The following is a 22,222-nucleotide window of genomic DNA, read 5'->3' as shown; positions in this document are numbered from 1 at the left end:
TCAGGAGGCGGTTATGAACTTTTCTATTGCAAATTACACGACCGAAAAATCGGTTAAATGGCTCCCCCTTGTTTTAGCAGCCGCTATCATCTTTGGCTTCTGGAGTTGGTATTTCAGCGCGGTGGACGGCACTTGGTTGTCACAAACTATGTTTAACGCGAAGGCCGCTGTCGCAGACATTACGCCTGAAGAACGTGACATGCTAAAAGCGATGATCACACCAGGTCTACTAAAGACATCAACCATGTTTGGTGCACTTGGCGGCCTAATCTTAACCGCACTGTTAATGTCGACATACGTAACCTTGTTTAGCCGTTTTGCGATGCCAGCCGACAAAGAGGTACCGTTTGCGCTGTCATTTAACATTGCCTCACTTGCTTCTCTTGGCACAGCATTGTTACACGGTATGTATGCGCTATACGTGCTACTTAGTCCCGAGAATAAAGTAAGTTTGTATCAGGTTGACTTCCTTACCCTTAACAACTTGATCTTCAACTTAGCGCCGACACATCCCATGTTTTCGCTCGCTAATGGCATATCGCTAAGTTCAGTGCTGTTTGTTGGTTTGTGCGCTTACTTGCTGCATAAACGCACGCATTACCCAATGGGTAAAGCCGTAGCAGTATATGGCGCACCTTATCTTGCAATCGTCGGCACAATCTTATTTCTAGCGGTGGTGTAACGATGAAAAACTCAAAACTTGTATGGGGACTAGTGCTGTTAGGCATTAGCTCTCCCTTTCTGAAACTTGCAGCAGAGTCTGATAAGCAGAAGTACGTAGAGGTTGCGCAAGTGACTAAAGGTGACTTGGATGAGCATTTGGTTGCCACTGGCAAAGTGTCTTATGACAGAGAGCTCAACCTTGACTCTAAAGTAGTTTCTACGGTTACCCAGGTGTTTGTTGAGGTCGGCGAGCGCGTGAGTAAAGGCGATACGCTGCTAGAGCTCGATAGCTTCACGCTAGATAGTCAAGAAGCCCTACTGAAAAAGCAATATGACAGCTTAGATATTGAGCTGTCTATCGCGCGAGGTAAGGCACAAGACACCGAAAGACAACACCAAATCAATCAGACACTGATGGCCAAAGGTCTTATTGGTAAAGAAAAGCTCGCACAAAGCCAGCAAGCATTAACCAATGCGAATCTGGAAGTAAAACATATATCTTCACTGTTAGCAGCCAAGCAAGTACAGCTAGACGAAGTACAAGGTTCGCGACGCTATCTCACCATTAAAGCCCCCATGGATGGTCTTATCATCGACTTAAACGCGGTAGAAGGCGAAAACGTTTATCCCAACCAGATGAATGTAGATTTCAACTTCTTGGTATCAATGGCTGATAACTCATCAGTGTTTGCTGATGTACAAATTGATGAGCGTTCGCTCGCTAATGTACACATAGGACAATCAGCGAGCGTCTTTCTCGCCTCCTACCCAGACACGCCCATTGAAGGAAAGATTAGCTTTATCTATCCCACTGTGGATAAGAGCTCTCAAGGGATACGCAATAAAGTGCGCGTGGAGCTTAATCAAAATGCGCTGGCCGGTTTGAATTTCCGTCAAAACATGAGCTGCTTAGTAAAAATTAAGCTAGCGACAAGTAAGGAAGGCACGCTTGTTCCCATGAAAGCGGTTGTTGAGCAAAACGATGCAAAATTTGTGTATGTGCTCAACGGCAACGCAGTACGTCGCCAGTTAATTCAAGCAGGCGAGTCTGACTTTCAGTTACAGCGCATTGTGTCGGGGCTTAGTGAGAGTGACAAAGTAGTAGTGGGGCCAATGGACGTACTGCTCAATCTCACTGACGGCGAGTCGGTAAGGATCTTGTGATGATTGAGTTACACAGCATTGAAAAGTCGTTCAGTGGTGACAATGGCAAAGTGGATGTGCTGCGCCAACTGTCATTACGAGTAGAAAAGTCTGAATTTGTAAGCCTACTAGGGCGTTCTGGTGAAGGTAAATCTACTTTGCTGAATATCCTCGGCGGCTTCGACAAATTCGACTCAGGTTCATATCAATTCGGCGACATGGAAGTTAGTGCGCTTGATAGCAATCAACTTACCGACTTTAGAATGTGTAACATCGGCTTTGTCTTTCAGAGCTTTCACCTCATCAAGCACCTCACCATCAGAAAAAATGTTGAGTTGCCGTTGCTGTTAAGAAAAATCAGCGAAAGCGAGCGAAAAGCACGGGCGCTTGCCATGTTAGAACGGCTCAATATTGCTGATAAGGCGGATTGTTACCCTCGCCAGCTTTCTGGCGGCCAGTGCCAACGGGTTGCTATCGCAAGAGCCCTTGTTGGCAAGCCAGGCCTTATTTTGGCCGACGAACCCACCGGCGCACTAGACAGAGAAACAGCCGACAGCATTCTCGAATTGTTTCAGCAACTGAACAATGACGGACATACCATCATTATGGTGACACACGATCCTGCCGTTGCACAAAAAGCCCATAAAGCCTTTGAACTATCGCAAGGTAAATTAGTGAGGAAAGTGTATGAAAAACATTAATTTTTCTATTGATGTGATGACTCACGTGTTTGAAAGTCTGCGCGTAAATGCGTTAAAAAGCAGCCTTATCATCGTGAGCGTTGCTATTGGGGTAATGGCGCTCATTTTGGGTCTCACCTTTTCTTCAACCTTATCAAAATCTCTCGTTTGGCAATTTGAAAACCTGGGCTCCAACACGTTAACCGTGTCGTCCTATTTGCCATTAACCGAGCAACTAAAAGGTAAAAAAGCCCACATCAGCCACAGTGAGTACGAATACATAAAACGTCACGTCGCTGAGAAGACACAAAATATAACACCGATCATTCAGGTACCAGGTGCTCGCGTTCAGTACGCAGGAAGAACACTTCAACCTAGCGCCTTGGGCACAACATACAGCTATATGCAAATGCGCAGTCGTTATGTGGCCCAAGGCCGTTTCATCAACGATGCAGACAATAGCTTACGCCGTCGCTCAGTGGTTATTGGGCAAACCGTCGTTGATGATTTATCGCTAACGGACCCCGTAGGCGAATATATAAAAGTAAATGACGAATGGTTCGTCATTGTTGGCGTTATGCAAGAGAAAGGCAGTCTTTTTGGGATGGACTTAGATGAAATCATCATCATGCCTTACCAAACTAGCCAAGCGTTTTTACCCGCTGACGATCACCAAGATGTACTCATTCAAATGAATGCGAAAGATGTTTCGCAAATCAACAATCTCAAGAGACAGATTTCAGGCATGTTGAGGGAGCTTCATCACATTGAAGCTGCAAAGCGCGATGACTTCAAAGTAGAAACCACCGATGAACTGCTCAGTACATTCAACAGTGTGATTAAAATCGTCTCGGTAACACTCATTGCTGTTGTCGCACTATCGTTGGTAGTGGCCTCAGTCGGCATGACCAACATATTTTTACTCAGCATTACAGAAAGAACCAATGAGATAGGACTGTTAATGGCCCTAGGTGCCGGTCGCAAGTTTATCTCTTCACTCTTTATTCTAGAGTCCAGTGTACTTACTACCGCTGGCGGCATCATCGGCATGTTTTGTGGCTATGTTTTAGCGCTTTTGATGAGCATGTTTTTACCTGACAAATACACCGTCGAGTTCCCTATTACCACGGGCTGTTTTGTCGTTCTATTCTGCTTTTTACTCGGTGTGTTAGTTAGCCTAATACCTGCGTCGAAGGCCTGTACCCTATCGCCCTCTCGGGCATTAACACAATAAAGATTTAATGGAGTATAAGTGATGAAAAAAACAGTTTTGATTACCGGCGCAACAAGTGGCATTGGGCAACAACTCGCTATTGAGATGGGTAAGCTTGGACATGACTTAATTCTACTTTATCGCGATGCCGACAAGCTCGAATCAACACTATCGCAACTTAGCTCAGTTGCAGATAATGTAAGTGTACACGCCTACTTAGCCGACTTGGCTGATATTGACTCGGTAAAGCGTGCTGCCCGTGCCATCGGTAAAAAACATGACCAAATTGATGTTCTGGTCAATAACGCAGGTGCCTTTCACATGACAAAAGAAATGACACCCAGTGGCCATGAAAAAACTATGATGGTTAACTATTTCAGCCACTTTGTACTTACTATGATGTTGCTAGATAACCTGCGAGCGTCGAAGCAGGGGCGCGTTATCAATGTTTCCTCTGAGTGTTACAAAATGCGCGCTTACAGTATGGATGATTTTGAGATGGTGCCTAAATACCATTGGGGACTGGCGTATAATCGCTCCAAGCTTGCTCAAGTTCAGCTCACCAAAATGCTTAAAGAGAAACTCAAAGATGACAATGTTACGGTAACCAGCGTTAACCCAGGGGCCATCGACACTAACATCTACGAACCCATTTCAGGTTTTATGCGCTTTATGCTTAAGTTCTCGCTCAAACCAGTAGAAAAAGGCGTAACCGACATAATCGATATCGCACTGCGTGATGATAGCTCTGATGTAAATGGTGAGTTTATTAGTAAAAGCAAGAAAGTTGCTATCGATAAGCGTTTTCTCGACCCTCAACAGATGCAAGTTTTGTGGCAACAGTCAGAGGACTTACTTCACACTAACTAGCATTCATTGATAGCGAGATAAAACACCCGCTTGCGTGTTATCTCGCTATCACCACGTTTCGCTTATGGCGCAATAAGAATAACAACACCAATAGATTAAGCACTGAAATCACAAAAACATAATGCTAAAGTGGGCGCTAAAGAAAACATAAAACCTACACTTAGTTATGACAACAACAGCACCGTTAGTCACATCGTTTGATGTGCGTTTTTGCGAAACCGATGCCCTACAACACGTCAGCAACACAGCGCTTGTTGCTTGGTTTGAAGCAGCCAGAGAGCCAATTTTTCGAATGTTTACACCAGAACTTGATCTTAAGAATTGGCCTCTTATTTTAGCCAGTTACAAGGTCGACTTTCTTGCCCAGATTTTCTATGGCAAACCGGTAATAGTGAAAACATTCATTAGCCGACTGGGAAACAGTGCGTTCGACGTTTTTCAAGAGCTTTGGCAAGACGACAAACTGTGTTCGACGGGTGTCACTACCATGGTGCATTTTGATTATAAAACACAGCGTTCTGCGCCCATCCCAGATGACATAAAGTCTACGCTTCAAAGCCACTTTAAAGACATTTCAAAGTAGTAAACGACATTAAGAATAATAGGCCTTAGGCAACATGAGCGATTTGATAGAAGTTATAGATAACGCCCTACCCGCTGAACTTTGCACTCAGCTTATAGACAGGTTTGAGCAAAGCCCAAATGTGACGCAGGGTCGCACTGGTGGCGGAGTAGATTTGGATAAGAAGCGCAGCATGGACGTGTCGATTAGCCGCAATAGTGAATTTCAAGATCTCTATCAGCAGGTTATGCAGCATACCGGTAAACAACTTGTAGCCTATATAGAAAAGTACTTCTATGCTTTGGTCGGCCCCATTGGATTAACAGTGCGCCACCCTAAAACTGGCGAGCCAGTAAAAGTTACCGGTGAAAATTTTGAAGAGGTTGGCAAACCTAATTTAGCTAACTTGGTCAATTATCTATATCGCGTGGGCGACATCAACGCGCAGCGCTATACAGCAGGTAGCGGCGGCTATCCTTACTGGCATTCTGAGGTATATCCACAATTGCAGCACAATGATGCACTGCATCGTGTTTTGCTATTTATGTACTATCTCAATGATGTGGAAGATGGCGGTGAAACCGAGTTTTATTATCAGAACCGAGCAGTAAAACCTAAAGCCGGACGTATGGTGATAGCGCCTGCGTACTTTACTCACACACACCGCGGTCAAATACCTAAGAGCAACGACAAGTATATTATTACGTCTTGGCTTTTATTTAACCGTGCAGAGCGCATTTATACGCCGACTTAATGACGCCATAACTTAAACGTAGATGACGGTGTATGAAGAGTATATCTGCGCCGTCTAGTTCTCTGATGAATGCACACCCTTTGGTTTGCAAACGCTTGAATTCTGGCGAGCCATACCAAAGCAAAGCAGCAAAGACAGCGCAAGAGTCCCCATTGAGGTGATTAACGGTAGTTTAAGCGCAATATCGACTAATAACCCTGCGGTAAATGCACCGAGTGATGCGAAGCTGATTTTTGCTGCCGCCACCCACATGTATATTTGCGCGGCCCCCTGCTTTGGCGCATAGTCACTACGTGCGGCCAATGTTACCGCAAAGAAGATGGCATTAACGACACCACACCACCAATAGGCGATAAGCCCAGCGGTAAACGACACACAAAGCGCAGTAAGCATTAAAGCAACAAGCAATACGGCTCCTACATTACGCAACAGCAGTAACGCTTCGCTACGCAATGGCCGTAACATCAGGATGAGTGCGCCGCATAAACACCCCACACCATACGCCGTCACTAAGTACGCCCCATTTTCTGCGCCCTGTATCCAGCTTTCACTAAGATAAACAGCAAGCACAGGTAATGCGGCAAGACTAAACGAGGCACCTGAGGTCATTAAAAGCGTGCGCTTAAGCGGCCCAGATTGACGCAGCATGGCAATGACTGAAGCGATACTTTGAGCCTGAATCGCCGTACTTTTATCATGGCTTCGCTTTATGGGAATAAACAATGTAAGCACGCCTGCAATAAGCGCCACGCTCATCACAATACGCACACTTACGGGTATGGCGTAAAGTTCAGTAAATAACGCTGTCACAAAGGGGCCAAGGGTAAGTCCCAGTCCATAGGTAAAGGTATCCCAGCTTTGTGCTTTGCGTTTTTCGCTAAGGTCATCGCCAACTAATTTAACTACTTGGGTACTTAATCCCCCCATCATGAAAGCACTACAGGTACCACAAATAAGTAACGCGATGATAGTAGGGAGTAAACTATTGGACTCAAAGCCTGAAACAGCAACTTGAAAACTGTTGGCAAATAAGCAACATGCACCAGCAATGATGCGCCTTGGATCTGTCGCGCTGTCGAGCCATCTTCCGTATAAAGGACCTAAAACATGCGGTGCAGTTAAGCATGCCACCAATAACCCTGCCGTTTTACCATCCATTTCTGCGCAGCGGGCTAGCAGTATGGTTGCAACCGCAGCCCCTCCCGTCACAACACGCGCAGGAATAGCTGCTAATAGATATCGTAGCAAGTTAGTTTGACGGGTACTCATGCAAGCGCCAATGTTTCAATTAAGCCTTCAAGCGCTAAAAAGTCGTCATCACCTATTGGCAAAAACGGTGCAGGTAGATTCACGCGTTCGCTAAAACCTAAAATAGCCGCTGCTGCTGCGACAACACGCAGCCCTCCCCCATTACGGGCAAATAGCGCCCATAGGCGATTGAGCGATGCAGAATATGCTGTTGCTTCATTCGCATTGTCGGATTGAGCTAGCGCAATTATGTGCTGCACGGTTTTCGGGAAAATACCACCTAAAACGGAAAGCCATAAGTCACAGCCTTGTGCCATGCCCGCAGCGCCAAAGCTATCACCACTTACGCCGATAGCAACGTGCTGTGGCACTAGGACTCTAAGTGTCGCTAAACGCTCAGCACCTTTTTGACCATTTGCTTGACCATTTTCAGGAGAAAATGGCATACCCGGTATCTTTATCGCCCCTATATGAGGAAGTTGCGTTATTCGCTGGTACAAACTATCGCTAAACGTAAAATTGGTCACACGGGGATTTTCATATACGCATATAGGCACCGACGTTGCTTGGCTCACACTCTGGTACAACCCAAACACTTCTTCTTCATTGAGTGGTTGATATGACACGGGGGCCAGCAAAACAGCGTTAACACCACCATGTTGCACGGCCTCAAGATTTTCAAGAACATCACGGGTACGCAGCGACCCTATTCCTGCCATTACGGGCGTACCTTTTGCGCTAGCAACGGCCGTTTTAGCAACCTGCTCTAGCTGGGCTTTAGACAAATACGGATACAACCCCGTTGAACCCATCGCGCAAATAGAGTCGACGCGGGCATCCACTAAATTATCTATTAGGCGCTCAAATGCCTTATAGTCAATTTCTTCATTAGTGAAAGGTGTAATTGGAAATGCAGATAAACCGGTAAACATTTGCGCCTCGCTTTGTTTAAAATATGGAAAAATGCCCCGCGAAATGGGATAAAGAGCACTACATGTTAACCCATGACAAAAATTATATTGGCATAGGACAAAAATGAAAGTCAAGATTTCAGGTGATTCTGCACACACTATTTTTGAGTCTGTGCGCCAACTCACAAAAGAGGGAGCCCTCGTTTGTGGCGATGTACTTCCCCCTGTCAGAGAGCTAGCACAGCAGTTGGGTGTAAATAGAAATACCGTTTCATCTGCCTACAAGAAGCTATCCCAAGCTGGTATTGCCCTAACGCAAGGGCGATTAGGCACGCGTATTTGCGAAGACATTAGTGCTGGTGAGCAAGAAGGTAGCACCCAAACATCCCTTTTTGATTTAGCTGATGGAAGCCCATGCAAAAGCTGGCTTCCCGACCTCAATAAAGTTGCTTCGCTTACACCTCTTAACCAATATCTTTATGGTGAGGATACTATTCTTCCTAGTGTTAGCGCCTATGGTGAAGCATGGTTTCGCAATGCCTGTCCTGATGACTTTGCACTAACCCTCTGTAACGGCGCCATTGATACTCTTGAGCGCATGATAGCGGCCTACCTTATTCCTGGTGACAAGTTTGTTGTAGAAGACCCTTGTTATATCAGTTCAGCCAATGCCATTAGACTGTCTGGCATGCAGGTAATAGGTGCTGCTGTCGATGCAAAGGGAATGCGGCCAGACGCATTAGAAAGTGCACTTGAAAAAGGCGCTAAAGCGGTATTGATTACGCCACGTGCGCATAATCCTACTGGGGTTTCTATCACTGCAGAGCGTGCTAAGCAGTTACAAGATGTTCTGCGTCGTTACCCAGACGTAGTCGTGCTAGAAGACGACCATTTTTCACTGTTAGCCACCACAGTACATCACAGTGTTATTCCTGAATCTACTCGCAACTGGGCGATATTTCGCTCGGTATCAAAGGGGTTAGGCCCCGATCTTCGGATGGCATTTGTGGCGGCTGATACAGAATCAATTAAGCGCATAAATACGCGTCTTGCTCCGGGCATGTCTTGGGTAAGCCGCGTGCTTCAAGCGCTGGTATACACGTGCTTAACCAATAATACCTTTCAAAAGCAGTTAACTGAAGCAAAGCAACAATGTAAGCATCAGCGAGATACGCTCATAAAGGCGCTGAACAAAGAAGGTGTTGCATTCACCCACGCCATTGACGGGTTGAATGTGTGGCTCCCTGTTAATACCGACAGTAAAACCGTCGCCTTTGCGCTATCGCAAAAAGGCTGGTTAGTGAGACCGGGAAGCTCATTTGATGTTGATGAAGTATCGCACGCAATTAGAGTCAGTATACAAAAGATAGAACCCGAGACGGCATCGCAATTTGCAAGTGATTTCGCTGCCGTTATGAATGGTAGATAAACGCCTTTTTCATATAGGCTGATAAGAAAAAAGGGTTCTTTTTAGAACCCTTCTACTGCTTCACCTTTAAGACGATAGCCGACTGAAGCGATATCACCTTTCCAGCCGTCGGTAGAAAGCTCGCCAGTCACCCAAATTGCATCGTAAATATTATCGATATGCACGCCCTCTTCAAACTTCACGTACACAATTTGATTAGAAGGCGGAGGCGGCACATGGATACACGCACCAAAGTACGGCACCAATAAGAACTCGGTAGTGAGCTCCCCGGTTCCTTCAAGCGGTACAACAAACCCAGGAATTTTTACGCGTTTGCCATCGTAGGTGTCGACTACTGGCGCGTCGGGCTGTAGCTGACTCATTTCACCGTTATGCTGCACAGCAGGTGGAGCAAGCTCATTAAAACCTTCTGGCACCAAGTCTTCCCAATACACTTCTACTGCTTGTGATGCTGCGTTAGCATTACACGAAGGCAGAGCAATAAAGACTGCAAACAGGATGAATAGTGATTGCTTTATTTGTTGCATATAACTCTCTACATCTTTATTTCACCAGCACCAACAAAAAGGGCTGGTTTATCACCAGCCCTTTTTAACATCAATTCGATGAAGCGTGAATTATTCTGCTTCGAAACGCGCGATGCTTGCGGTAATTTCTTCTTTTGCAGCTGCAGCGTTCGCCCAACCGTCAATTTTAACCCACTTACCAGGCTCAAGATCTTTGTAGTGCTCGAAGAAGTGCTCAATCTGCTTAAGTAGAAGCGGTGGGCAGTCTTCAATTTCTTTAACATCACGGTAAATAGTAGAAAGCTTGTCTACTGGAACAGCAAGAACCTTTGCATCTTTGCCTGACTCATCAGTCATGTTAAGTACGCCAACTGGACGACACTTGATAACAGAACCCGCAAGTAGAGGGAAAGGTGTCATTACTAGTACGTCTACTGGGTCGCCATCTTCAGACAAGGTGTTGTTTACGTAACCGTAGTTCGTTGGGTAGTGCATGCAAGTAGCCATGAAACGGTCTACAAATAATGCACCAGTATCTTTGTCTACTTCGTACTTCACCGGGTCAGCGTGCGCTGGAATTTCGATGATTACATTTACTTCGTCTGGCACGTTCTTACCAGCAGGAATAGCACTCAAGCTCATTCTTTGATCCTTTCAATGATAAATTAGAAATTTGGGGCTAAGTATACGGTGAGTGCGGCAAAATAAAAACGGTTTACGACTGTTGTCGTAGTAATCTCTTTAAATTTCGCTAAATTTTGCCGCTATAGATGCTATTTAGTGCTTATCTCGATAGCTAACGCACATATCAACTTCATCTTTTGAGCCGATAATACAAGGCACTCGTTGGTGAATTTCCTCTGGCATTACCTCAAGAATTCGTCCGGTTCCGGTTTCTGCTTTACCACCCGCTTGCTCCATCAGAAATGCCATGGGGTTTGCTTCATACAATAAGCGCAGTTTACCCGGCTTAGATGGATCACGGTTGTCATAAGGGTACATAAAGATACCGCCGCGACACAATAAACGGTGAATATCACCCACCATAGCCGCAACCCAGCGCATGTTGAAATTTTTGCCGCGCGGGCCTTCTTTACCTGCAAGCAAATCAGCGATGTAAGCTTGCATTGATGGCTCCCAATGACGCTGATTAGACGCATTAATAGAAAACTCACTTGTTTGCTCTGGCACTTGAATGTTTGGATGAGTAAGCAAGAAACCACCGTGGGTTTTATCTAGCGTATAAATATGCGTTCCACGACCTGTCGTTAACGCTAGCATTGTCGAAGGACCATACAAAACGTAACCTGCTGCCACCATTTGCGTTCCCGGCTGCAAAAAGGCTGACGGATCGTCAGGTTCCATCCATTGAGGCGCGTGTGTAATGGAGAAAATGGTACCAATTAAACTGTTGATCTCTGTGTTTGACGAACCATCTAATGGGTCAAAGCTTACAAGATACTTTCCTTCTGGGTTACACGGCACAACATCGTCTTCTTCTTCAGACGAAATTGCTTTTACGTAGCCAGACTCTCTTAGCGTATCTTTTAGGATGTGATTTGAAATAACGTCGAGCTTTTTTTGCGTTTCGCCCTGTACGTTCTCAGAAAGAGTTGAACCCAGAACGCCTGCTAATGCGCCTTGACTCACGCGGAAAGATATTTCTTTACAACCCGCTAGCAGTGTACGAATGAGCAAAATAAGCTCAAGCGGCGCACCGTCTTGTTGCAATTGGGAGTTTAAACGTTTCATTAAATGTAAGCCTTTTTTTCGTATGTAGGGTTTTTATGTCAAAAGGTGCACAGCTTTCCTTACCGGCTTATCGCTTCTGACATATACAGAACACTGCGTTTGTAAAGCGCATTGCCTGTGTATAGATTGTAACCGCGTTCGACGTGAAGTGAAACACGCTAATGGTGATGCATTCACACACCATACCAGTATGACAATGCTTTCTATACCTTACCGGGCAAACAATGCAGCGTTTACTAAATTGCATTATCCCTCACTAATAAGGTTCTGATACAGTATCCATATCACATGACAATTCGTTGAGAATGCACTATGCATGTACATATTTTAGGCATTTGTGGAAGTTTTATGGGTGGCATTGCCGCCATTGCAAAGTCACTAGGCCACAAAGTTACTGGCTCTGATGACAACGTGTATCCGCCAATGAGTACCCAACTAGAGGCGTTGGGTATTGAATTAACCCAAGGCTACGATGTTGGCCAGTTTGAACCAGCACCTGACATGGTCGTTATTGGCAATGCGATGTCTAGAGGCAACGCGGCCGTTGAATACGTGTTAAATCGTAACTTGCCCTACACCAGTGGTCCACAGTGGTTGCTTGATAACTTGCTTAAAGATCGCTGGGTAATTGGTGTCTCAGGCACACACGGAAAAACCACTACCAGCAGCATGGTGGCATGGATACTAGAGTTTGCAGGATTAAAACCTGGCTACCTGATTGGCGGCGTGCCAGAGAATTTTGGCGTATCAGCCCGCGTTGGAGAAAGCCCCTTTTTTGTTATAGAAGCTGATGAATACGACAGCGCCTTTTTCGACAAGCGTTCAAAGTTTGTACACTACCGTCCTAAAACGTTAGTGATAAACAACTTAGAGTTTGATCACGCGGATATCTTTGCCGATTTAGCTGCCATACAAACCCAATTCCACCACTTGGTGCGCATGGTGCCTGAAAATGGCTTGATTCTTACGCCCAATAATACTTTAGCTATCGAAGATATGCTCTCGCGCGGTTGTTGGTCCTCACGCCAATCGTTGGGCAAAACCTGGGACAGTGAACTTATCAATAAAGATGGCAGTGCGTTTCACGTGCTCCACAATGGCAACAAGGTAGGTACAATCGAGTGGGCGTTGATGGGCAAACACAACGTCGACAACGCGCTAATGGCAATTGCAAGTAGTCATCACGCAGGCGTGACCTTACCTGATGCCATTAAAGCGTTATCGACGTTTAAAAATGTGAAGCGTCGCATGGAGGTCAAGGGCACCGTTAGCGGAGTTACGGTGTATGACGACTTTGCACACCATCCCACCGCTATCGAAACCACCCTAGACGGTTTGCGCAAAAAAGTGGGCAATGCGCGCATTTTAGCCGTATTAGAACCGCGTTCTAATACAATGAAAATGGGTGTTCACAAAAACACACTGGCTAATTCGTGGCAAAAAGCAGACGACGTTTTCTTATTCGAGCCTAGTGGAATGGATTGGTCACTCGTTGATGCTGCAGCGCATAGTAGTGCCCCAGTTCATTGCTACAAAAACGTTGAACATATTGTGCAAGCGTTAAAAGACACAGCAAAACCCGGCGATCACATTTTAGTGATGAGTAACGGCGGGTTTGAAGGGATCCACGGACGTATCTTGTCTGCACTAAAGGATTGCTAAATAGGCTATAACTTAAGAGAACCTGACTTGAAATGTCGAAATTAATGACAAAGAGACAGTCTCAGAGGTAAACAAATGAAACACGACAAGCAAGTGACACTTGCTATCACAGGCGCCTCCGGTGCGCCTTATGCACTTACATTAATGCAGTCTTTGGTGAATGCTGATTATCAAGTATTTGTGTTGATATCATCGGCAGCAAGGGTGGTGTTTGCTACCGAAGAAAACGTAAAAATACCCGCACGCCCAGAAGATGCGGCCGCATTTTTTACCCAGCATTGCGGCGCCAAGCCTGACCAAATTAGAGTATTTGGTAAAGAAGAATGGTTTTCTCCCGTCGCGTCAGGATCAGCGGCGCCATCGAAGATGGTGGTTTGTCCGTGTTCAACAGGCACCTTATCAGCGATAAGTATTGGTGCCAGTGACAACCTTATAGAGCGCGCTGCAGATGTGGTGTTAAAAGAGCGTGGGCAGTTAATAATGGTGGTACGTGAAATGCCATTGTCGTCAATTCACCTAGAAAACATGCTCAAACTGTCACAAATGGGCGCCACTATTATGCCAGCTGCGCCGGGCTTCTACCACAACCCGCAAACAATAGACGACTTGGTAGACTTCGTGGTGGCGCGTATACTAGATCATCTTTCAATAGAACAATCGTTGGTGGCCCGATGGGGTTATCAAACCGCTAAACATTCAGAGGAATAACCATGTTCGCGTTTGCAAACAGGATTTGCGCCGTTGCGCTAGGAACGTTACTTGCCACGGGTGTTGCATCACCTGCATTTGGCTGGGGTCAAACAGGTCATCGCGTAACCGGTGCTATTGCACAGCAATACCTAAGCCCATTGTCTCAAGCGGCAATGATGGAGCTGTTACCTAACAGTTCTCTTGCACAAGCATCCACACATGCAGATGAAATGCGCTCGGACCCAAGTGAGTTCTGGCAAAAAACCGCAGGCCCCTGGCACTATGTTTCTGTACCTGAAGGTAAAACCTACGTTGAAGTGGGCGCACCTGACGAGGGGGATGCCGTTACCGCGTTAGAGCAATTCACCAATACCCTTAAAGACCCGAGCGCAACAACTGATGAAAAGCGCTTAGCGCTGCAGTTTATCGTGCATATTATTGGCGATTTGCATCAGCCCCTTCATGCCGGAAATGGCACTGATCGCGGTGGGAACGATGTTAAGGTGCGTTTTTTCTGGCAAGACTCCAATTTACATCGCGTATGGGACTCACAAATGTTAGAGCAACGCGGTCTATCTTACACCGAGTGGACAGCCCAGTTAACGCGTAGTATCACGCCACAAGACATCCGTAGTTGGGCGAGTACTGACGTACTAGAGTGGATTAAAGAGAGCACTGAGATACGCGACACTATCTACCCAGATAACGCAAACAACATGAGCTACGATTACCTCTACAACAACTTGCCCACTGCACAAAAGCGCATACAAATGGCCGGCATTCGTATTGCTATGTATTTGAATAAAGTATTCGAAGAAGCCAATCAATAAGTGGGTTATGTCCTGTACAAGGTTAATACCGGGTACAGGACAACCATAATCACGCGACTATCTGGGTAAAAAGGAATGGCGTACAGCCTAATCTAAATCAAGTGGCTCTGGAGACAAGATTACACCTGTGCTGTCGGCGTAAAGGTGGTCTTCGGGCAAAAACGTAACGCCCCCAAAATTAACCGGTAAATCTACCTCACCTATGCTTTCCCCCTCGGCATTAACGGGAATAGCTGCAACTGCCAGTACACCAATATCCAACTCAGCTAAACTGTCTACTTCACGCACGCTGCCATAAATGACAACACCTTCCCAGTCGTTATCTATGGCAATTTGCGCAGAGGCTGCATCAAACAAAGCACGGCGCGTTGAACCACCGCCGTCAACCAAAAGTACTTTACCCGCTCCAGGCTGTGCGAGAACGCGATCAATTAATCCTCTATCCTCAAAGCATTTAATGGTAGTGATTTCCCCACCAAAGGAATAGCGACCACCAAAGCTTGCAAAAATTGGGTCGACGACGTCTACGCTATCTGCAAACAAATCACATAGTTCAGATGTGTTGTATTCCATTATTCCGCCTTTGTTGAATAGAGAGATAAAGATGAAAATCTAAGTCTAGCATAGCATTAAAAAGCCTATTGCAAACGACTGATTTATAGCGATTCATCGAATTTTTGACTTTAATAAAAAATAACGCAAACCCCATATTTTCAGTCTGCATTGAGCACAAATTTTGCTTAGATTTTGCTTAGTACTATTTTAGAGAATAACAATACGGTGATTATTCACGGACTTTTTGTCGCACCAGTTATAAAAAGGAAAATGTAAGAAAAGTTTCTTTTTTCCGTCACCCACTGGTCACAGACCCACTTTAGCCTGTGCAGTAATTAACCGATAGAGGACAAGGCGATGCTAATGAAATCCTTGACTAAGGTCGACACCGACCTATTTTATCGCCTCTACAAACTGACACTAAAAAGAGACTGTCGCAGTATTATCTGGTTATCAAAAACTGGCGACGGCTATTTGTACTTCGTTATCGGCATGCTGTTGTGGGCATTTGAGCCAGAGCATGGAGAGCTTTTCCTATATACAGCGCTGATGGCATATGCGCTGGAGTTACCTATCTATGTGTTGCTTAAGAAAATGTTCAAGCGCCCACGCCCTTGCGATTTTCTAATGAATTTAACAGCACATGTCACGCCTTCAGACAAATTCTCTCTTCCTTCTGGACATACTGCAGCCGCATGGTTAATGGCAAGTATAGTGGCGCACTATTACCCGCCTTTCGCTCTGCTCGCGTATTGCTGGGCAGCACTAATTGGACTATCACGGGTTCTATTAGGTGTGCATTATCCGTCTGATGTATTTGCAGGTACGTTATTGGGTATCACTATTGCATCACTGAGTATTTCTATTTTGGGGTAGTATGAAATTATTGTATGGCGTGCAAGGCACCGGTAACGGTCATATTGCGCGAGCACGAATTATGGCGGCAGCGTTGGCGCATCGCGACGATATTGATGTCGATTTTGTCTTTACTGGCCGAGCGCCAGAAAAGTACTTTGATATGGACATTTTTGGTGACTATCGCACCTTCGCCGGGCTTAGCTTTATTACTAAAGGCGGCAAGGTTGATAAAGTGGCCACGTTGCGCAATGCGAAAGTGGGGCAATTCGTTAAAGATGTCAAAGCGTTTGATGCCAGCGGTTATGATTTGCTTGTAAATGACTTTGAACCTGTCACTGCTTGGGCAGCGAAACGACAAGCCATACCGTCTATTTCCATCAGTCATCAAGCGGCGTTTTCGTACGATGTGCCTAAAAGTGGAAATACCATTTTCGATACCCTACTTATGAAAATTTTCGCTCCTACACAACTTCAATTAGGGGTGCACTGGTATCATTTCAATCAGCCTATCATTCCGCCATTTGTGTCTGATAAACCAGCGCTTTCTCCGGCCAAAGGCCACGTGCTGGTATACTTGCCGTTTGAAGATATCGACGATATACAGCAGATGCTTGAGCCGTTAAGTGACCAAGAGTTTCATTGCTTTCATCCCGATATGCCTGAAAAACGAGAAGCGGGGCACATTCATTGGAGTCCAACGTCTAAAAACGCATTCCAAAAGTCACTGCAACATTGTAGTGGGGTTATCGCCAATGGTGGTTTTGAGCTATCCAGCGAAGCATTACAATTAGGAAAGAAGCTGTTGATCAAGCCGCTGCATGGCCAGTTTGAACAATTGTCGAATGTTCTTACGCTAAACCAGCTTGACCTATGCCAGACGTTGTTTCAATTGGACACAGACATTGTTGAAGAGTGGCTTGAAGCGCCAGATAATGAAGCCATCGCCTTTCCCGACGACCCAAATGTGCTAATTGATTGGCTTAAAAAAGGTGACTTTAGCGACACGCAAAGCCTGTGCGATGCACTATGGAAAAACGTGCAGTATGGCGATAAAACACGAGAACGATTATTGGCTCTTGCAATTTGACGCCGCAATGCGATGATAACGGCATTTGTCGTCTTCTTCGCGGGATTTTTCGTGTTAAAAAAATCGGTTATTTTTCTGTTAACGCTCACAGCATTAGGTGGTTGTGGCTATAAGGGTGCCCTATACATTCCAGAGGCGCCTGTTCAAAACGAATCTGCTCAACCGACCTCGCCAACCTCAACAACATCATCAGAGCGCGATAACACCATCCCTGCATCTACATCTGGAGAACTGAACTAGTGGATTACTTTGCCTATAGCGAAGGGCAGCTTTACGCTGAAAATGTGGCTGTTTCTGACATTGCTGCCACACACGGAACACCGGTATATATCTATTCTCGTGCGACGCTTGAACGCCATTGGCACGCATTTAATGACGCTATTGGTGAGCACCCGCATCTTGTCTGTTACGCGGTAAAAGCAAACTCAAACATTGGTGTTCTCAGTGTATTGGCCAAACTAGGATCAGGTTTCGACATTGTTTCGGCCGGTGAACTTGCTCGCGTTATTGAAGCGGGTGGCGATGCAAGTAAGGTGGTTTTTTCAGGTGTAGGGAAAAAACATGACGAGATTCGTTACGCACTTCAACAAGGCATTATGTGCTTTAATGTAGAGTCTGAGCCTGAACTTCATCGAATTAACCAAGTTGCTGGTGAGCTTGGTGTTAAAGCCCCCATCTCGTTGCGCATTAATCCCGACGTTGACGCGAAAACGCATCCGTATATTTCAACGGGTCTTAAAGCCAATAAGTTTGGTATTGCGCGAGAACGCGCACTCGCAACTTACGAACTGGCTGCTTCCCTACCGTACTTAAATGTGGTCGGTATGGATTGCCACATTGGTTCTCAGTTGACGGAAATTGGTCCTTTTGTAGATGCGCTAGAGCGTCTTCTGGTACTCATTGATGAACTTGCGGAGCGCGGTATTATCATTGAGCATTTAGACGTAGGCGGTGGACTTGGTGTTACTTACAATGAAGAGCAACCACCTCATCCCAAAGCCTATGCACAAGCAATGGCTGAGAAAATGGTAGGCCGTGAGAATTTAAAGCTGATACTCGAGCCTGGTCGCGCCATTGCTGCAAACGCGGGTATTTTAGTCACCGAAGTTGAGTTTATTAAAGAAGGCGAAGAGAAAAGCTTTGCAATTGTCGATGCTGCAATGAATGACTTGCTGCGCCCAGCACTTTATTCAGCATGGCAAAAAATTATCCCTGTAAAACAAGAAGCCACCGTTACGTCACGTAAATACGATGTAGTAGGCCCAGTATGTGAAACGGGTGATTTTATAGGGAAAGACAGAGAGTTAGCCATTGAGCCCACCGATTTACTTGCGGTGCGTAGTGCCGGTGCTTATGGCTTTGTAATGGCCTCAAACTACAATAGCCGTTGCCGTCCCGCTGAGATTATGGTCGATGGTGACAAGGCAATTGTGGTACGAGAAAGAGAAAATCAAAAAGATCTCTGGAAAGGTGAGTACAAACTTCCGTAAACTAGGGTCAAATAAATAAGATAGATGCGCTGTTAATGCAGGTTCAATTTTCAAAAATGCACGGTTTGGGTAACGACTTCATGGTGATTGATAACGTTACGCAAAATGTATTTTTCTCAAAAGAAAAAATTCAACAATTGGCAAACCGAAACTTTGGCATTGGTTTCGACCAATTGTTGATGGTTGAACCCCCTTATGATCCCGAACAAGATTTCCATTATCGTATTTTTAATGCAGATGGCTCTGAGGTGGAACAATGTGGTAATGGCGCGCGCTGCTTTGCACGTTTTGTTAAGCAGAAAGGGCTTATTAATCGCAATAAAATTGTCGTAAGTACAAAAGCGGGCAAAATGGTGCTGTACCTCGAAAAAGATGGTCAGGTAACCGTAAACATGGGCAAACCTGAGTTTGAGCCTGCCAATATTCCGCTTAAAGCAAATAAACAAGAAAATACCTACATACTGCGCGTGGGCGAAAGTACCCTGTTTATTGGTTCAGCCTCTATGGGTAACCCCCATTGCGTGATGGAAGTAGACGATGTAGACACTGCCAATGTAGCCGAAATCGGCCCTTTGGTTGAGAAACACGAGCGATTCCCTGAAGGTGTCAACGTCGGTTTTATGCAAATTTTAAACGACTCGCACATTAAATTACGCGTATTTGAGCGTGGCTCGGGTGAAACCCTTGCGTGTGGCAGTGGCGCATGCGCCGCAGTTGCAATTGGCCAAATACAGGGTAAATTAAGCAAAGATGTACGGGTTGATTTACCCGGGGGCAGCTTACGTATTCGTTGGCCAGGGCCAGACAATGTACTTAAAATGACAGGCCCAGCAGAACACGTATACGATGGAACGATAAATTTATGAGCGATGTATCAGGGCAATCTAGCGCCACGAAAATCATAGAGCCATTTACAGACACCTCAGGTTTGTCACCTGAAGATGTTAGGGCCTTCTTGTTAGAAAACCCTGAGTTTTTTGCTCAGTATCCCGATCTTCTTGAAAAGATAAAGCTACCGCACGAGCATAAAGGCAGCGTGTCGTTAGTTGAAATTCAAAGCGAGCAGTTGCGTAAGAAAGTCAGACAGCTTAATTACAAGCTCACGCAACTGGTCACCATTGCTAAGCAGAATGAAAAAATATACCGCGTTTATACAGACTTAAACGTTCAGTTGTTACGTTGTGAAAGCGTGGCAGAAGTGCAGTTTACGCTTGAAGACGTTCTGCAAGAGCGCTTACAGCTATCCTCTGCCGTTATTAAAAGCTTCAAGGGTCCTCACGCAATACCTGAGCTGCAGAGACGCTTGTTTACTGAAAAACGCTTTAAGAACACCAATTTCTTTTTTGGCCGCCTCTCTCAGCATGAGCGCCAGTTGTTATTCTCAGAAAGCCCCGCTGAGTCAGTTGCATTAATGTTACTGGGCGATAATCGCGACCTTGGCATTTTGGGTATTAGCAGTAGCGATGCAAGCCACTTCACACCAGACATGGATACACTACTTCTCCAACAGCTTCAGCAAGTGCTCAATATCATCTTGCCTGAAATGATGGGATACTAAATTTCGTGTCTACGGACGCTCTCATTAGTGATTCTTGTCAGCACTGGCTGGAAAAATTTCTTCTCCATCTGCAAGTAGAGCGCGGGCTTTCACCTCATACGCTTTCAAATTATCGGCGTCAGCTAACAGAAGTCGCCAAATTACTTGGGCTTTACGAATGGTCTGGGCTTACACCAAGTGATATAAAACGCGTTATGGCAGATGCGAAAATGTCCGGTCACAGCGCGCGTAGTATCGCGCTTCGCTTGTCGGCTTTACGAACCTTTTGTCAATATCTCATTGACCAACAACAACTATTTAGTAACCCTGTTGAAGGGATCCAAGCCCCTAAACAAGGCAAGCCCCTCCCCAAGCAACTCAGCGTTGATGAAATGCAACAGCTGCTCAACGCCACACCACAAAGTAGTGATGATGACGAGGGTATGCAGTTGCGGGATATCGCCATGTTCGAGTTGCTTTATGGGTGTGGCCTGCGATTAAGTGAACTTACCGGATTAAACTTAGCTGATTGCCTGAAAGATGGCACAGTAAAAGTGATGGGCAAAGGCAGTAAACAACGAATATTGCCCCTTGGCCGGCAAGCCCAAAAAGCCCTTAATGCGTGGCTTAAAGTACGCCCCGCTTACGCATCAATGTATGAGAGCGCTGTCTTTGTCAGCAAGCGGAAAACACGTATTTCAAACCGGCAAGTGGCGAATAGGCTAAATAAGATGGCCGAGGCTCAGTCGCTGTCGCAGAAAGTCAGTCCTCACAAACTGCGCCATTCTTTTGCAACACACGTACTAGAGTCGAGCGGCGATTTACGTGCGGTTCAAGAATTGTTGGGTCATGCCAATTTATCTACCACGCAGGTATACACCCACCTTGATTTTCAGCACCTCGCTAATGTTTACGATGCCACGCATCCGCGCGCACACAAAAAATAAAGGCCCATACCATGCAGTTTTTTAGATCGTTGAACAACGTGAAGGCCATGACCTTCGACCTCGACGATACGCTTTATGATAACGAGCCCATTATTCGTCGAGCCGAGCAAGCTCTTCAATCTCATATAGCTCAACATCATCGCAAGGCAGCTGACCTTACACCACAAGACTGGCTTGAGCTCAAACGCGCAGCCATCGCTAAAAATCCTCGTCTTGCATCTGACATGGGCCAATTACGTCGTGTTGTGCTGAGCGCTGCGTTATCTGGCACACCTGCGAATGCGTTATCAGTTAACCCTACCCAAGATGCAGCCTTACGTACTGCTGTTGATGATTGTTTTCATTGCTTTTACGACGCTAGAAGTGACTTTGCGCTGACAGACGATGTTCATGACACACTCGATAAACTGAGTCAGCATCTACCGCTCGTTGGTATCACTAACGGCAATGTAAACACGCAAAAAGTCGGGCTAGACCGCTATTTTGAGACCATTTTACATGCCAGTGTGGCGCGCCCAATGAAACCCGCTGCCGACATGTTCAATGAAGCAGCGTCGCGTTTGAAAGTAAAACCAGCGCATATCTTACATGTGGGGGACAACGTCATTAAAGACGTGCTGGGCGCTATTAATGCAGGCTATCAATCAGCGTGGTTTGCCTGTAACCGTCCTATGCAGTTGTCGTTAGAACCAGTATCAGTATTACCGCACGTTCAGCTTGATTCGTTACAGGAACTCGTTCAATTTGTATAACGATTTCCGACCTTTTGCGATACGTTAAAGGTCGATAAGCCTCATCCGTAGGGCGTATAGATTTCTTTGTTCACCCGTTATAC

25 protein-coding genes are annotated in these 22,222 nt (G+C 45.7%); 19 read left to right on the top strand and 6 right to left on the bottom strand.

The window, feature by feature from the left end; genetic code table 11:
• Window positions 1-13: 13 nt before the first annotated feature.
• The 7 genes from LHL20_RS05595 (at window position 14) to LHL20_RS05565 (ending at window position 5,885) form a co-directional block, all read left to right on the top strand.
• On the top strand, window positions 14-682 hold the full coding sequence (locus LHL20_RS05595) for a hypothetical protein (protein ID WP_226432574.1): 669 nt from the start codon (window positions 14-16) through the stop codon (window positions 680-682).
• 2 nt (window positions 683-684) lie between these two features.
• Window positions 685-1,827: an efflux RND transporter periplasmic adaptor subunit gene (locus LHL20_RS05590; protein WP_226432573.1), complete on the top strand. Its 1,143-nt coding sequence runs from the start codon at window positions 685-687 to the stop codon at window positions 1,825-1,827.
• Complete coding sequence (locus tag LHL20_RS05585) at window positions 1,827-2,507, top strand: ABC transporter ATP-binding protein (RefSeq protein ID WP_202263200.1); 681 nt, start codon at window positions 1,827-1,829, stop codon at window positions 2,505-2,507. Before LHL20_RS05590 ends, LHL20_RS05585 begins: the two co-directional genes overlap by 1 nt.
• Window positions 2,494-3,720, top strand: coding sequence for an ABC transporter permease (locus LHL20_RS05580; protein ID WP_226432572.1), 1,227 nt, complete (start codon window positions 2,494-2,496; stop codon window positions 3,718-3,720). The genes LHL20_RS05585 and LHL20_RS05580 overlap by 14 nt, the downstream gene beginning before the upstream one ends.
• 21 nt (window positions 3,721-3,741) lie before the next feature.
• Window positions 3,742-4,569, top strand: coding sequence for an SDR family NAD(P)-dependent oxidoreductase (locus LHL20_RS05575; protein ID WP_226432571.1), 828 nt, complete (start codon window positions 3,742-3,744; stop codon window positions 4,567-4,569).
• A 166-nt stretch (window positions 4,570-4,735) separates the two neighbouring features.
• Window positions 4,736-5,152 carry an acyl-CoA thioesterase gene (locus tag LHL20_RS05570; protein WP_226432570.1) on the top strand — a complete coding sequence of 139 codons (417 nt, stop codon included), beginning with the start codon at window positions 4,736-4,738 and terminating at the stop codon, window positions 5,150-5,152.
• A gap of 34 nt (window positions 5,153-5,186) precedes the next feature.
• Window positions 5,187-5,885 carry a 2OG-Fe(II) oxygenase family protein gene (locus LHL20_RS05565; protein WP_226432569.1) on the top strand — a complete coding sequence of 233 codons (699 nt, stop codon included), beginning with the start codon at window positions 5,187-5,189 and terminating at the stop codon, window positions 5,883-5,885.
• 54 nt (window positions 5,886-5,939) lie between these two features.
• On the opposite strand, the gene LHL20_RS05560 is transcribed toward LHL20_RS05565, so the two are convergent.
• Both LHL20_RS05560 and LHL20_RS05555 read right to left on the bottom strand, forming a co-directional pair.
• The gene (locus LHL20_RS05560; protein WP_226432568.1) at window positions 5,940-7,154 is read right to left on the bottom strand and encodes an MFS transporter; all 1,215 of its coding nucleotides are present in this window, start codon (window positions 7,152-7,154) and stop codon (window positions 5,940-5,942) included.
• On the bottom strand, window positions 7,151-8,065 hold the full coding sequence (locus tag LHL20_RS05555) for a dihydrodipicolinate synthase family protein (RefSeq protein ID WP_226432567.1): 915 nt from the start codon (window positions 8,063-8,065) through the stop codon (window positions 7,151-7,153). The genes LHL20_RS05560 and LHL20_RS05555 overlap by 4 nt, the downstream gene beginning before the upstream one ends.
• Window positions 8,066-8,168: 103 nt before the next feature.
• Here LHL20_RS05555 and LHL20_RS05550 point away from each other — a divergent pair, with 103 nt between their 5' ends.
• Window positions 8,169-9,473, top strand: a complete 1,305-nt coding sequence (locus tag LHL20_RS05550; protein WP_226432566.1) for an aminotransferase class I/II-fold pyridoxal phosphate-dependent enzyme — start codon at window positions 8,169-8,171, stop codon at window positions 9,471-9,473.
• Window positions 9,474-9,514: 41 nt separating this feature from the next.
• Here LHL20_RS05550 and LHL20_RS05545 read toward each other — a convergent pair whose 3' ends face one another.
• The 3 genes from LHL20_RS05545 to LHL20_RS05535 all read right to left on the bottom strand — a co-directional run bounded on the left by LHL20_RS05545 (window position 9,515) and on the right by LHL20_RS05535 (window position 11,731).
• Window positions 9,515-10,000, bottom strand: a complete 486-nt coding sequence (locus tag LHL20_RS05545) for a DUF3299 domain-containing protein (RefSeq protein ID WP_226432565.1) — start codon at window positions 9,998-10,000, stop codon at window positions 9,515-9,517.
• A 90-nt stretch (window positions 10,001-10,090) separates the two neighbouring features.
• Window positions 10,091-10,621, bottom strand: coding sequence for an inorganic diphosphatase (ppa, locus tag LHL20_RS05540; protein WP_202263191.1), 531 nt, complete (start codon window positions 10,619-10,621; stop codon window positions 10,091-10,093).
• 135 nt (window positions 10,622-10,756) lie between these two features.
• A complete protein-coding gene (locus LHL20_RS05535) occupies window positions 10,757-11,731 on the bottom strand; it encodes a class 1 fructose-bisphosphatase (RefSeq protein WP_202263190.1) in 975 nt (324 codons plus the stop codon).
• A gap of 312 nt (window positions 11,732-12,043) precedes the next feature.
• Between LHL20_RS05535 and mpl the strand changes: the two genes are divergently transcribed.
• The 3 genes from mpl (at window position 12,044) to LHL20_RS05520 (ending at window position 14,913) form a co-directional block, all read left to right on the top strand.
• Window positions 12,044-13,393 (top strand): UDP-N-acetylmuramate:L-alanyl-gamma-D-glutamyl-meso-diaminopimelate ligase, encoded by a 1,350-nt coding sequence (gene mpl, locus LHL20_RS05530; RefSeq protein ID WP_226432564.1) that lies wholly within the window; start codon window positions 12,044-12,046, stop codon window positions 13,391-13,393.
• Between the two features lie 75 nt (window positions 13,394-13,468).
• Window positions 13,469-14,101: a flavin prenyltransferase UbiX gene (locus LHL20_RS05525; RefSeq protein WP_202263188.1), complete on the top strand. Its 633-nt coding sequence runs from the start codon at window positions 13,469-13,471 to the stop codon at window positions 14,099-14,101.
• A gap of 2 nt (window positions 14,102-14,103) precedes the next feature.
• A complete protein-coding gene (locus LHL20_RS05520) occupies window positions 14,104-14,913 on the top strand; it encodes a S1/P1 nuclease (RefSeq protein WP_226432563.1) in 810 nt (269 codons plus the stop codon).
• An 87-nt stretch (window positions 14,914-15,000) separates the two neighbouring features.
• Here LHL20_RS05520 and rraA read toward each other — a convergent pair whose 3' ends face one another.
• The gene (rraA, locus tag LHL20_RS05515) at window positions 15,001-15,486 is read right to left on the bottom strand and encodes a ribonuclease E activity regulator RraA (RefSeq protein ID WP_202263186.1); all 486 of its coding nucleotides are present in this window, start codon (window positions 15,484-15,486) and stop codon (window positions 15,001-15,003) included.
• A gap of 345 nt (window positions 15,487-15,831) precedes the next feature.
• Between rraA and LHL20_RS05510 the strand changes: the two genes are divergently transcribed.
• The 8 genes from LHL20_RS05510 to LHL20_RS05475 are packed head-to-tail and all read left to right on the top strand — an operon-like array spanning window position 15,832 to window position 22,139.
• A complete protein-coding gene (locus LHL20_RS05510; protein WP_202263185.1) occupies window positions 15,832-16,344 on the top strand; it encodes a phosphatase PAP2 family protein in 513 nt (170 codons plus the stop codon).
• A 1-nt stretch (window position 16,345) separates the two neighbouring features.
• Window positions 16,346-17,413 carry an MJ1255/VC2487 family glycosyltransferase gene (locus tag LHL20_RS05505; RefSeq protein ID WP_226432562.1) on the top strand — a complete coding sequence of 356 codons (1,068 nt, stop codon included), beginning with the start codon at window positions 16,346-16,348 and terminating at the stop codon, window positions 17,411-17,413.
• Between the two features lie 51 nt (window positions 17,414-17,464).
• Window positions 17,465-17,653, top strand: a complete 189-nt coding sequence (gene lptM / locus LHL20_RS05500) for an LPS translocon maturation chaperone LptM (RefSeq protein ID WP_226432561.1) — start codon at window positions 17,465-17,467, stop codon at window positions 17,651-17,653.
• The gene (lysA, locus tag LHL20_RS05495) at window positions 17,653-18,903 is read left to right on the top strand and encodes a diaminopimelate decarboxylase (RefSeq protein ID WP_226432560.1); all 1,251 of its coding nucleotides are present in this window, start codon (window positions 17,653-17,655) and stop codon (window positions 18,901-18,903) included. Before lptM ends, lysA begins: the two co-directional genes overlap by 1 nt.
• Window positions 18,904-18,938: 35 nt before the next feature.
• Window positions 18,939-19,769 (top strand): diaminopimelate epimerase, encoded by an 831-nt coding sequence (gene dapF / locus LHL20_RS05490; protein WP_226432559.1) that lies wholly within the window; start codon window positions 18,939-18,941, stop codon window positions 19,767-19,769.
• On the top strand, window positions 19,766-20,461 hold the full coding sequence (locus tag LHL20_RS05485) for a DUF484 family protein (RefSeq protein WP_202263180.1): 696 nt from the start codon (window positions 19,766-19,768) through the stop codon (window positions 20,459-20,461). Before dapF ends, LHL20_RS05485 begins: the two co-directional genes overlap by 4 nt.
• A gap of 5 nt (window positions 20,462-20,466) precedes the next feature.
• The gene (gene xerC, locus LHL20_RS05480; RefSeq protein WP_202263179.1) at window positions 20,467-21,387 is read left to right on the top strand and encodes a tyrosine recombinase XerC; all 921 of its coding nucleotides are present in this window, start codon (window positions 20,467-20,469) and stop codon (window positions 21,385-21,387) included.
• A gap of 11 nt (window positions 21,388-21,398) precedes the next feature.
• Window positions 21,399-22,139, top strand: a complete 741-nt coding sequence (locus LHL20_RS05475; protein ID WP_226432558.1) for an HAD-IA family hydrolase — start codon at window positions 21,399-21,401, stop codon at window positions 22,137-22,139.
• Window positions 22,140-22,222 lie beyond the last annotated feature (83 nt).

This window comes from Alteromonas sp. McT4-15, assembly GCF_020515205.1.
Taxonomy (GTDB): Bacteria; Pseudomonadota; Gammaproteobacteria; order Enterobacterales; family Alteromonadaceae; genus Alteromonas.
The sequence above is the reverse complement of the archived record's forward strand: the minus strand, read 5'-3'. Positions and strand labels throughout refer to the sequence as shown.

Coding starts and splice junctions, on each gene's coding strand:
- LHL20_RS05595 (WP_226432574.1), top strand. CDS start 14: ATGAACTTTTCTATTGCAAATTACACGACCGAAAAATCGGTTAAATGG.
- LHL20_RS05590 (WP_226432573.1), top strand. CDS start 685: ATGAAAAACTCAAAACTTGTATGGGGACTAGTGCTGTTAGGCATTAGC.
- LHL20_RS05585 (WP_202263200.1), top strand. CDS start 1,827: ATGATTGAGTTACACAGCATTGAAAAGTCGTTCAGTGGTGACAATGGC.
- LHL20_RS05580 (WP_226432572.1), top strand. CDS start 2,494: ATGAAAAACATTAATTTTTCTATTGATGTGATGACTCACGTGTTTGAA.
- LHL20_RS05575 (WP_226432571.1), top strand. CDS start 3,742: ATGAAAAAAACAGTTTTGATTACCGGCGCAACAAGTGGCATTGGGCAA.
- LHL20_RS05570 (WP_226432570.1), top strand. CDS start 4,736: ATGACAACAACAGCACCGTTAGTCACATCGTTTGATGTGCGTTTTTGC.
- LHL20_RS05565 (WP_226432569.1), top strand. CDS start 5,187: ATGAGCGATTTGATAGAAGTTATAGATAACGCCCTACCCGCTGAACTT.
- LHL20_RS05560 (WP_226432568.1), bottom strand. CDS start 7,154: ATGAGTACCCGTCAAACTAACTTGCTACGATATCTATTAGCAGCTATT.
- LHL20_RS05555 (WP_226432567.1), bottom strand. CDS start 8,065: ATGTTTACCGGTTTATCTGCATTTCCAATTACACCTTTCACTAATGAA.
- LHL20_RS05550 (WP_226432566.1), top strand. CDS start 8,169: ATGAAAGTCAAGATTTCAGGTGATTCTGCACACACTATTTTTGAGTCT.
- LHL20_RS05545 (WP_226432565.1), bottom strand. CDS start 10,000: ATGCAACAAATAAAGCAATCACTATTCATCCTGTTTGCAGTCTTTATT.
- ppa (WP_202263191.1), bottom strand. CDS start 10,621: ATGAGCTTGAGTGCTATTCCTGCTGGTAAGAACGTGCCAGACGAAGTA.
- LHL20_RS05535 (WP_202263190.1), bottom strand. CDS start 11,731: ATGAAACGTTTAAACTCCCAATTGCAACAAGACGGTGCGCCGCTTGAG.
- mpl (WP_226432564.1), top strand. CDS start 12,044: ATGCATGTACATATTTTAGGCATTTGTGGAAGTTTTATGGGTGGCATT.
- LHL20_RS05525 (WP_202263188.1), top strand. CDS start 13,469: ATGAAACACGACAAGCAAGTGACACTTGCTATCACAGGCGCCTCCGGT.
- LHL20_RS05520 (WP_226432563.1), top strand. CDS start 14,104: ATGTTCGCGTTTGCAAACAGGATTTGCGCCGTTGCGCTAGGAACGTTA.
- rraA (WP_202263186.1), bottom strand. CDS start 15,486: ATGGAATACAACACATCTGAACTATGTGATTTGTTTGCAGATAGCGTA.
- LHL20_RS05510 (WP_202263185.1), top strand. CDS start 15,832: ATGAAATCCTTGACTAAGGTCGACACCGACCTATTTTATCGCCTCTAC.
- LHL20_RS05505 (WP_226432562.1), top strand. CDS start 16,346: ATGAAATTATTGTATGGCGTGCAAGGCACCGGTAACGGTCATATTGCG.
- dapF (WP_226432559.1), top strand. CDS start 18,939: ATGCAGGTTCAATTTTCAAAAATGCACGGTTTGGGTAACGACTTCATG.
- LHL20_RS05485 (WP_202263180.1), top strand. CDS start 19,766: ATGAGCGATGTATCAGGGCAATCTAGCGCCACGAAAATCATAGAGCCA.
- LHL20_RS05475 (WP_226432558.1), top strand. CDS start 21,399: ATGCAGTTTTTTAGATCGTTGAACAACGTGAAGGCCATGACCTTCGAC.